Origin of the sequence: Bradyrhizobium sp. (assembly GCF_049581145.1) — a bacterium.
GTDB lineage: Bacteria > Pseudomonadota > Alphaproteobacteria > Rhizobiales > Xanthobacteraceae > Bradyrhizobium.
The window spans coordinates 1-9,882 of record NZ_JBAURI010000461.1; the positions used below are offsets into that span (position 1 = coordinate 1).

The following is a 9,882-nucleotide window of genomic DNA, read 5'->3' on the forward strand; positions in this document are numbered from 1 at the left end:
ACCTACGCCCATCAAGCGATGCGCCTCCGCCTCGAACAGGCGATTGCGGCTGGTGGTCATGAATTCAAGAGCTTCCAGGATGATCTGTCGGGCCCGATCGGTCTCGCCGGCTTTCAGGAGAGACTCCGCGAACACCAGAAGCTCGTATTCATAATAAAACCGCCGCGCCGACTGCCGGGTCGCACTGACCGCATCCTCCATGCTTTGCAGGCCCTCGAAGACCTGGCCGGACTCGAATTTCGTCCAGCCCAGGAGCAGGGGGCACATCACGAAGGTGTTGCTTCCCTGCTCGCGCCCGATACGCATCGTCAGCTCGGCAAGCTCCCGACACGCCGCCGGCGCCCGAAGCAGTTGCTGAAGGGTGGCCGACCACCATGCCGCATGCGCCAGGCTCGGCGGATGTTCCAGCCGATGTCCGAGGTCGAGCGCCGAACTCGAAATTCGCACCGCCTGCGCTGCAAAGCCCATGATCCATAGCGTTATGGCGCTGTGTGCGTAGGCGCAGACGCCGGTATCGTGGCCCCCATAGTCGTAGGCATGGGCGTGATGGCGGTCTGATTCATAAAGCGCGATCCCGCGCTGGGCATCTACGAGCGTGATCGAATTGAGTCCGAGGACGTGGGAGTTGGCCCAGCGCGAATGATAGGCCTCAAGCAGGAGATCGGGGTCGGCCAGCCGTTCCGCAACCTCAACGAGCTCGTTCGCCGTTCCGAGGGCCTGCTCGGTTTGCCCGGCGATCAGACTTGCGTACCAGCTCCCCCACATCGCCCTAAACAGCTTCTTGTCATCTTGAAGCCCCCTCCCGAGGGTCGCTGCCCGCGCATAATGCTTGGCAATCTCCGGGCCCATCGAGCGAAAACCGTGCGCCGCGATGAGCGCGGTGCCCAGACCGAGACGAATGTCGAGCTCCCGTCGCCAGCGCTCCGTCGAATCGGGCAATTCCTCCAGAATGCGCAGCGCGCTGTCGAAATGCTTCAGCGCCTCGCTCCCGGCGGAACGGCGCAACGCGAGCTCGCCCGCGCGCTGCCAGTAGATGGTTGCAGGTTCCTTCAGGCCCGCTTCAGTCCGGTGGCGCGCGACCATTTCCGGTTGGCTTTCAGCGACTTCGGGAAACACCTCCTCGATGACTTGGGCGATGCGCGCATGCAACCTGCGGCGTGGACCGCGCAGCAGCGTGCTGTAGGCGGCGTCCTGCAATAGCCCATGCTTGAACAGAAAATCCGATCGCGGCGGCTCGCCGCGCTGGAAGATAAGCCCGGCCTGGACCAGGCGGCCAAGCGTCCCGACCAGCTCCGGCTCCGAGCGCTGGGCGACCATGGAAATGAGCTCGTATGAAAACTCTCGGCCGATCGCCGCACCGATTTGCGCGATTTCCTTTGCGGCCGAGCCGATCCGGTCAAACCTCGCCATCAAGGAGGCGTGCAATGTTGGGGGAACGGAGAGCGAGGGGCGCCCTGCCGGCGATCCCGATCGATCGACCGGTTCCGCGTCCACGACCGTCCTGGTCACCTCCTCGAGAAAGAGCGGTACGCCATCGCCACGCTCGACAATTTCTCCGATCAGCTCACTCGGCAATGACGCTCTCTTTGGGGCGAGCTGCCGAACCAAAGCCTCGCTCTCATGTCGACTGAGTCGATTGAGGATCCGCATGGTGACATGCGGCTGATCGGTCCACGGCGGCAGGAAGTCCGGTCGGAAAGTCGCGATCAGCAGCACCGGCAGGTGCTCAATCTGCCGAATGAAGAGATCGAGCACCTCCTGCGTGGTCGGATCGATCCAATGCAGATCCTCGAAAATCAGCAGCACCGGCTTTTGCCGCGCCCAGCCGGAGATCTGCCGCTGCAGCGCAGCAAACGTCTCCTCCTTTCTGCGTCGTGGGTTTTCCTCAACGGTTGGATAGCGGTCGGTTGGCAGCAGCAGCAGGTCGGCCAGAAGCCCGATATCGCCGATAGCGGCAGAGGTGTCGGCCATCAGCGCTTCCAGCTTGTCGAGCTTCACATCGAGCGTGTCCTCGCGGCCGAATCCAGCCTCATGCTCGAGATGATTGATGATTGGGAAGAGCGCGCTATCCTGATGATGAGGTGCGCAGAAATAGCGCAAACTGGCATACGGTGCGGCGTCGAGCAGATTTCTGAGCGCCACGGTGAGGCGTGACTTGCCGATGCCAGCTTCGCCGCAGAACAGGATGACTTGCCCCTGGCCTGCCTCTGCCAGCGCCCAATGCCGAAGCAGGAGGTCGATTTCCTGTTGGCGGTTGACAAGAGGTGTCTCGGCCGATCGCAGCGCCTCGAAACGACCTTTGAATCGGTTCTCCCCCAAAACCCGCCAAGCCCGTTGAGGTTCGGCAAAGCCCTTCAGCGCCTTGAATCCCAGATCCTCCAGCCTGAAGACCGACCCGACCAGTCGCCTTGTGCCCTCGGCGACCACGATCGAGTTCGGTTCAGCCAAAGTATGCAGTCGCGCGGCGAGATTGGGCACCTCGCCCAGGACCTCATAATCATTGGCGTTTCCCGACCCGATGAGATCGCCTACCACGGCCAGACCGGTGGCGATGCCCAACCGCACCCGAAGCGGCTCGTCACTCTCGATATGACCGACCGCCTCGATCACGGCCAAGCCGGCACGCAAGGCCTGCTCCGGATCGTCTTCATCGGCGTTCGGATATCCGAAGTAGATCAGCACGCCATCACCGACGCGACGAGCGACGAAGCCGCCGAACCTGGTCACGATTTCTGCAACCCGCCTCTGGTAGGCGCCGATCAGCTCCTGAAGGTCTTCGACGTCCAGATGAACGGAGAGCTCGGTCGAGCCAACGAGATCGCAGAACATCACCGTGAGGTGGCAACGCTCCCCTGATAAGGGGCGCGGCGGCAGGCCGGGCGCCAGTTCGGGACTTGGCGTGACGTCGCTGGTTGCCGCGAGCGGCGCGCTACACCTGATGCAAAATTTCGAGCCAGACGCGTTCGTCTCACCGCAGGATGAGCAGGCGAGGGACAACGCTGAGCCGCACCGGCTGCAGAAGTTCGCGCGCAGCAGGACCTCTGCGTGACAGTTTGGGCATTCCATGCCGCACCTACAAGCTCGGGCATTTTGGCATAGCACAATCGTCGGTCAGGGCGTACCCATCACCCGACAGCTCCCGGTTCGCGACATCACGCTTTGCAATTGGACTCGAAATAGTTTGAGTTGTATTCCCGGTCAGCTTGATTGTTCAATATGGCCTCGGCTTGGCCGGTGTATTATTATTTTGATTTTTGTCAGGTCGGCGATCGCTGCCGAATTCGATGCCGTAGCGATCTGCGGAGACGCACTCGGTGAGTGGATTTTGCGGGGCCGGAAGAGCCCGCCGGCGGGTATTTAGAGGGGGGTGATAGATGAAAGCCAGCGCGTTGATCCCTTTGATCTTTTTCTTTTCGGCCCAGGTCGCTCGGGCGGCCGAGCCGGCCGGCCCGACTGAGCCGCCCGTCAGTCATTTTCAGGGAGCTTGCGACAGTGATCCGGACGGGAAGAGGTTTGCGGAGAAAGCTTGCTACACGAGCTATGATCCCGGGCTGGCCGATTTTGGTGCGTCCTACCGGCGGCCGGCCTGCGACAAAACCGCCGCGGTGACCGATCGGCAAAGGGAAGCTCTGGCGAAGGTGTATGTCCGGGCACCCGACTACATGAAAGCCAAGCTCTGCCGGTTGACGCAGCTTTTTGTGACACGATCTTCCCGCGATTCCTGGAGTTCCTGGGGCTTTTGGGAGGGCTCCGATCGGCCGCCGGGGACGGGCGTCTACGTCGCCATCTCGGATCGGGACCTGCGGAGCAAGCGATCATTTGCGGATAGCGAAAACCAAATCGTGGATGAGCTTCTATCGCATCACGGACACGTCGGACTGCGCCTCCCCGGCTTGCACACGGCCGCACCCCCGGATCCGGGGTTGACGCTTCTGGCCGCGCTCGCTCACGAGCTGGGGCACGCTCTGCTTGCAGATACCAATGCCGACGGCACGGACCCTCGACACCCCCGACGAAGGGTGAGCGGTCCGCCGCGTAGCGCATGCTTCGAGGACGCTTTTCTCGGTACGTCATGGGATGCGAACAGATTTCATCGGCATATGCGACGATGGGTCGGCTTCGGCGATCAGAATGACAACAGGCAAAAAGATCCCGCCGTGGCGTTCGACCTGGACAGGTTGAGGGCCGCGACAAGCAGAGCCAAGCTCGATGGGGCGCGCGAGGTGATCTCAAACGTCTATCGCAACAGGGAATTCGTGAGCTTCTTCGCGTCGGTTTCGCCGGAGGAGGATTTTGTCGAGACCTACAAGTACAAGGTGCTCGCGGATGCGTCGCAAAATCAGCCGGTCGACTTTCGTCTCCGCGGTCGCGATGTCAATGTGCTCGACTTCCTTGATGCCGACGTCCCCGCCAAGAAGGTGCAATGCCTGCGTGATCTCGGCCTTTTGACCGGCCAGCCGTGATCGGACGAGCCCGGGGGATTCCGGGTCGCGATGGTCTTCAGCCTGATCACGGCGCGGGCCTCGCTGCGAGGTCCCGTGCGGTCTCAGTCCGGCGGCGCGCCTCTTCCCAGGCGAAGGTGTGCGCGAACTGGTAAGACACCTGCATGGGCGTCACCCCACCGGCAAGATGCGCCGTGACGGCCCGCAGCAGGTTCACCGCATCAATGCGCTTCTGATCGACTTTGCCGCCGGGGAGCCAGCTCTCAAACCGGCCAAGCGCTTTCGATGCAAGCCCAAGCTCGGTTGCGGTCCTGACAATCGCCTCGTAGGTTCTATCCTTGTAGAATATCGACTTCGCTACTCGAACCAGGTCCGCGGCGAGGACCGGGTCGATCACGCCGAGCGCGAGGGCGCGATCGATCGTGGTGCGGACATTGACCATCGCCTCGGTGACCTGCACGTAGCTGACGTCCTCGGGTCCATGCATGACCGCAACCTCATCGTCATCCGTCAGCCCCGCGGTCCGATACTGTTCGTAGACATATCCGATGCCCTTCATGCCAAAATCAGCAAGCTCCGCGGCCCGTAATGCACCAATGCTGGCACCGCCATAGACATGAATTCCCTGCGCCATCGCCCAAAGGATTTCCTTGTGCCAGACCGTCGGTTCGATTTCGAAGTAACCATCGATGATGCCGATGATCGCGGGACGCGACAAGGCCGCCAGGTAAACGTCGCCTTGGCGAACCGGTGGGCGCCATTCGACCCCGGCACAGCTGGGTGCGAGAGATGGTGGCAACGATGGACCTGCAAAAATGACGGCGATCATTCGGCGCGACCGCCAGCGCGTCGCGCTCTTGGACCCCGGACATAGTCACGATGCGTGCAATCCCATTCGAGACCCGGAACGACGATTCTGACGACGGGAATGCCGATGTCTGGACGTGTGAGGTCGATTGCAACAAGTCGCTCAATTCCAATGGCGCGCAGGCGTTGCAGCTCCCATCGGACGTCGGCCACCACGTCCTCGCCATCGAAGGTCGGGACATTGCGAAATGAGCGGGCTTCGGCGGCTCGCGAGACGGCGTCGAGCAGAGCCGCGCCCAGTTTTTCCGACTCCGACTCCATATAGTCCGAAGGCGGGAGATCGTCGCGAATGCCCGCGATATAGGTGAGCCGGATTTGCGCCGCCTCCGTCATCGCTCGAGCGAGCGCGATGCCCCGATGCGGATGGCAACCGGCTCCGCGAAATCGCCGCATCCCACCGGACACGCCGTCGATCACGGCGGGAATATCGCAAATGAATGCGGGAATACCGATATCGGACGTCACATCCCAGAGGCGGACGGCGATGTCCGCGGCTTCATATAATTCAACAAGGCGCAGGCAGGCTTCGTCGTCAATTGATCCGACATCCAGCCGGCAGCGCGAGCGCTCGCGCACGCCTTGAGTATGCCAGAGGGCGACAGCATCGCGTTCGACGAGTTCGCAGACCGCGGAGCTGATTGCTTCGACGATATGATTGCCCGCGGCCAGTCCATTGGTGCCGGAAAGGAAATGAGCCCCACTGTGGCTGGTTGGCAAGGTGTAGTCGGTATGTACAACTTCCCAGGGAACCCAGCACGCCTCGCGGCCGAGCAGGTCGTAACCCTCGATCCATCCTATTTGGGCCTGCTCGGGCAGCGGAGTGCCGGTGCCGCACAGCGAGCAGGGGGGCACGACGCAGGTTTTCGCCGACAGCTCGCGGAAACTCGTCACCACCGTGCGTTCCGAGAGATCTTCTCCGTGGAAAAGCTCGATCGCCTCCATCAGGGCGGATGCGAGCGCCTGGCCAAGACCGAGCCCCTTGCCTTGCGAGACAGAAAACGAGCGCGAGTTTGGGCGGACGGCAACAGTGACGGGAATCCCGATGCGATCGAGACCCGTCACATTGCCCAGTCGGGTGACGCCGATTTGGCGCGCCTTGGGTTCGACACGCGCCAGGGTGTCTTCCGGGGCAACCGTCCGATGTGTTCCAAGCCTGAACGTCTTCCGAACTGCCGCATCGAGACAGTCGGCCAATCCGCCAAAACTCCCGGCGCCTGCGGATGACGGCAATGTTCGAGGAACGAGATCGCGTTGCCGCGGCAAGAAATCACTTACCCTTTCCTGGATAGGGCGTCTTGGTCGAGACTCGTTGTTTGGGTTTTTCGCCTTTGCCGCTGCCACCCCCGCTTGCGACGATCATCGCGCCGACGGGAACGGAAACCGACTGCCCCTGAGCGCCCGCATCCCGCAACAGTCTCCTGAGATGCGCAGCCTCGGGTGTATCTCCCAGCCGCAACTCCTCAAAGACGCTTCCATCCTGCGAAATGAAGACATTGTCGCCCTCAAGCCGGATCGCGACCTCGTTTAGATTCGAAACCGATCCAACCGACGGATCGGGCGCCGACTCCGATGGCCGATGCCACGATTGATCCGCTCTGGCGCCCCCGGCGAACATTCCAAATCCCAGCATGAGTGCGCCCCAGGCCGGCCATTGCGCAAAAAACTTTTTCAATCTCGCGGGCGACATGCGATCCTCCCGGCAATTCCTGAAAATATCCAATATAGAACACGGCTCACTGCTCTGAAGTCAAGTGTGCTCCGGGATATCAAGACTCGCCGAATGCGGTGGGCCAGATCCGGCCGAAAAAGCCGCCAGGCAGATGCAAGCCGGCGGCGTGGCATGGTGGTTGCTTATATACGCGCCTGTGGGCGCCGTGGCATCTTTGACGCCATCTGGCTTTGAAGGGACTTGAGCAATGCGATCGAATATCTGGCTTCGGAAAACCTGGCTTCACGCCATCGTGCTGGCCGTCTGCCTGACGCTCGGTGCGCCTGCGCTGGCGGAAAAATCCTCCGACACGCTGCGCATCACCTGGCGCGATGCGATTCCCGATGTCGATCCCTACTACAATTCGCAGCGTACCGGCATGGTGGTCGCGTTCCAGGCCTTCGACTGCCTGGTGTATCGCGATCCCACGACCATGGAGATGAAGCCTGCGCTGGCGACATCGTGGAAGCAGGTCGATGACACCACGCTCGAATTCACGTTGCGCCAGGGCGTGACGTTCCAGAATGGCGATCCGTTCACGGCCGACGACGTGGTGTACACGATCAACACCATCATCCATGACAAGCAGGTGGCGATCCCCGCCTACTACACCTCGCTCGCCGGCGCCGAGAAGATCGACGACTTCCATGTCCGCATCAAGCTCACCGGCGTGTCGCCAGCGGTGATGGAATATCTGGCCATGGTCACGCCGATCTGGCCAAAGGCCTATCGCGAGAAGGTCGGGCCCGCGGCGTTCTCCCATGCGCCGATCGGCACCGGTCCCTACAGGATCACCAAGGTCGACGGCACCACCGAGATCGATCTGGAACGGTTCGACGGCCACTATGCCGGCAGCCCCAAGGGCCATCCCGCCATCAAATATATCAGGATCCATGAAGTGCCGGACGCCACCACAGAGATCACGGAATTGCTCGGCGGCCGCGCCGACTGGATCTGGGGCTACAACGCCGATCAGTACGACAACATCGCGCGGGTGCCGATGCTGCAGGCGCTGCGCTTCGCCACCATGCGGGTGAATTTCATGACCATCGACGCCGCCGGCCGCACCGGGGCCGACAATCCGCTGACCAAGCCGAAGGTGCGGCAGGCGATCATGATGGCGATCGACCGCGCCACGATGGCCAGGCAGCTGATCCAGGGCGACGCGGAGGTGATCGATACGCCGTGCTACCCGACGCAGTTCGGCTGTGACGTTGCGGCGGCGGTGAAATATCCCTACGACCCGGTCCGGGCCAAACAGCTGCTCGCCGAGGCCGGCTATCCCAACGGCTTCGAGACCGAGCTCGTCAGCTACAACACGCCGCAGATCAACGGCGCGCTGCAGAACTACCTCAAGGCCGTCGGCATCAACCTGGGCGTCCAGCAGCTGCAGATCGGCGCGGTGATCCAGAAGGCGGAAAAGGGCGAGGCTCCCTTGTATTGCGGCAGCTGGGGCAGCAATTCCGTCAACGATGTCTCGGCTTTCATGCCCTATTTTCTCGGCGGCGGGCTCGACGATTATGCCCATGACGCCGATGTCCAGGAGCTGCTGAAGAAAGCCGGCGCCAGCATCGATCCGGAAATCCGCCGTCACGCCTATAGCGAGGCGATCCATCTCGCCACCGAGCGCGTCGACTTCGTGCCGTTGTTCAGCCAGGTCCGTACCGTCGCCTTCGTCAAGCAGCTCAATTTCCAGGGCTTTGCGGACGACATCCCGCGCTTCTACCTGTCGAGCTGGAAGTAGCAGGAGAAGGTAGGATGCGTTGAGCGCTTGCGAAACCCACGACTTCGACCGCACGGCGATGGGTTTCGCGATGAGATCGGACCAGGGTCCGATCCAATCGCTCTAGCCATTCTACAACTGCAACGATGTGGAAATAGTGTCCTGGCCCGGCGCCGCCAAAAGGCATTCGACCAGGCGGCCGTCCTTGCGGATGTTGTCCGGCATGGTCTCCGCGCATTGCGGCAGGGCGCGCGGGCAGCGCGGGTGGAAGCGGCAGCCCGGCGGGATATTGGTCGGATCGGGATAGAGGTCGCCGAGACCGACATCGGGAATGCCGAGCGCCGGATCGGGCGTCAGCACCGAGGCCAGGAGCGCCTGGGTGTAGGGATGCGCGGGGGCGCGGAACAGCGCCTCGACCGGCGCGTGCTCGACGATGCGGCCGAGATACATCACCGCCACCTCGGTTGCGATATGTTCGACCACGGCCAGGTTGTGGCTGATGAAGAGATAGGTCAGCCCGAGCTCGCGCCGCAGCTCCGCGAGCAAATTGAGAATCTGGGCCTGCACCGAGACATCGAGCGCGCTGGTCGGCTCGTCGCAGACGACGATGCGGGGATGCAGCACCAGCGCGCGGGCGATCGCGACGCGCTGCCGCTGGCCGCCGGACAATTCGCGCGGCCGGCGCTCGGCCATCTCGCTGGAGATCCCGACCCGCGCCAGCATCTCCATGACACGGTCGAGCTGCCGCGGCTTCGGCAGGTCGCCTTGCGCCGCCAGCGGCAGGCCGACGATATCGCGGACCCGCTGCCGCGGATTCAGCGAGGAGAATGGATCCTGGAACACCGGCTGGATCAGGCGGGCGCGCTCGCGCCGGTCCATGGCGGCGAGGCTGCGGCCGTCGACCAGGACCTCGCCCGAGCTCGGCGGCAGCAGGCCCATGATCAGCCGCGCCAAGGTCGACTTGCCGCAGCCGGATTCGCCGACCACGCCCAGCACATTGCCGGCAGGAAGCGAGAATGTCACGCCGTCGACCGCGCGCACCGGGCGAGCGGAACCGGCGCCGCTCTGCTGGAATTCGCGATACAGATTGCGGACCTCGATCGCATGCGTCATGCCGCGGCAACCCGCTTCCAATCCGGCGG

The 9,882-nt window shown here is 62.7% G+C and carries 7 protein-coding genes and 1 pseudogene; 2 read left to right on the plus strand and 6 right to left on the minus strand.

The features are described from left to right. The coding region (locus tag WCB02_RS15225) for an AAA family ATPase (RefSeq protein WP_423959138.1) at positions 1-2,829 on the minus strand (2,829 nt) is incomplete at its 3' end. A gap of 162 nt (positions 2,830-2,991) precedes the next feature. Next, positions 2,992-3,066 (minus strand): annotated as a pseudogene (locus WCB02_RS15230) (zinc-ribbon domain-containing protein); the annotation flags it as partial. 1,091 nt (positions 3,067-4,157) lie between these two features. On the opposite strand from WCB02_RS15230, the gene WCB02_RS15235 reads away from it, so the two are divergent. Then, entirely contained in the window at positions 4,158-4,463 is a 306-nt protein-coding gene (locus WCB02_RS15235) for a hypothetical protein (RefSeq protein WP_423959130.1), read from the plus strand. Between the two features lie 46 nt (positions 4,464-4,509). On the opposite strand, the gene WCB02_RS15240 is transcribed toward WCB02_RS15235, so the two are convergent. From WCB02_RS15240 to WCB02_RS15250, 3 genes are all read right to left on the minus strand, one after another. Next, positions 4,510-5,160 (minus strand): TfuA-like protein, encoded by a 651-nt coding sequence (locus tag WCB02_RS15240; RefSeq protein ID WP_423959131.1) that lies wholly within the window; start codon positions 5,158-5,160, stop codon positions 4,510-4,512. A 107-nt stretch (positions 5,161-5,267) separates the two neighbouring features. After that, a complete protein-coding gene (locus WCB02_RS15245; RefSeq protein WP_423959133.1) occupies positions 5,268-6,572 on the minus strand; it encodes a YcaO-like family protein in 1,305 nt (434 codons plus the stop codon). Positions 6,573-6,576: 4 nt separating this feature from the next. Then, positions 6,577-6,924 carry a hypothetical protein gene (locus WCB02_RS15250; protein ID WP_423959135.1) on the minus strand — a complete coding sequence of 116 codons (348 nt, stop codon included), beginning with the start codon at positions 6,922-6,924 and terminating at the stop codon, positions 6,577-6,579. A gap of 301 nt (positions 6,925-7,225) precedes the next feature. Here WCB02_RS15250 and WCB02_RS15255 point away from each other — a divergent pair, with 301 nt between their 5' ends. Further along, positions 7,226-8,761 (plus strand): ABC transporter substrate-binding protein, encoded by a 1,536-nt coding sequence (locus WCB02_RS15255; RefSeq protein ID WP_423959137.1) that lies wholly within the window; start codon positions 7,226-7,228, stop codon positions 8,759-8,761. Between the two features lie 111 nt (positions 8,762-8,872). Here WCB02_RS15255 and WCB02_RS15260 read toward each other — a convergent pair whose 3' ends face one another. Next, entirely contained in the window at positions 8,873-9,853 is a 981-nt protein-coding gene (locus WCB02_RS15260) for an ABC transporter ATP-binding protein (RefSeq protein WP_423959140.1), read from the minus strand. Between the last annotated feature and the right edge of the window lie 29 nt (positions 9,854-9,882).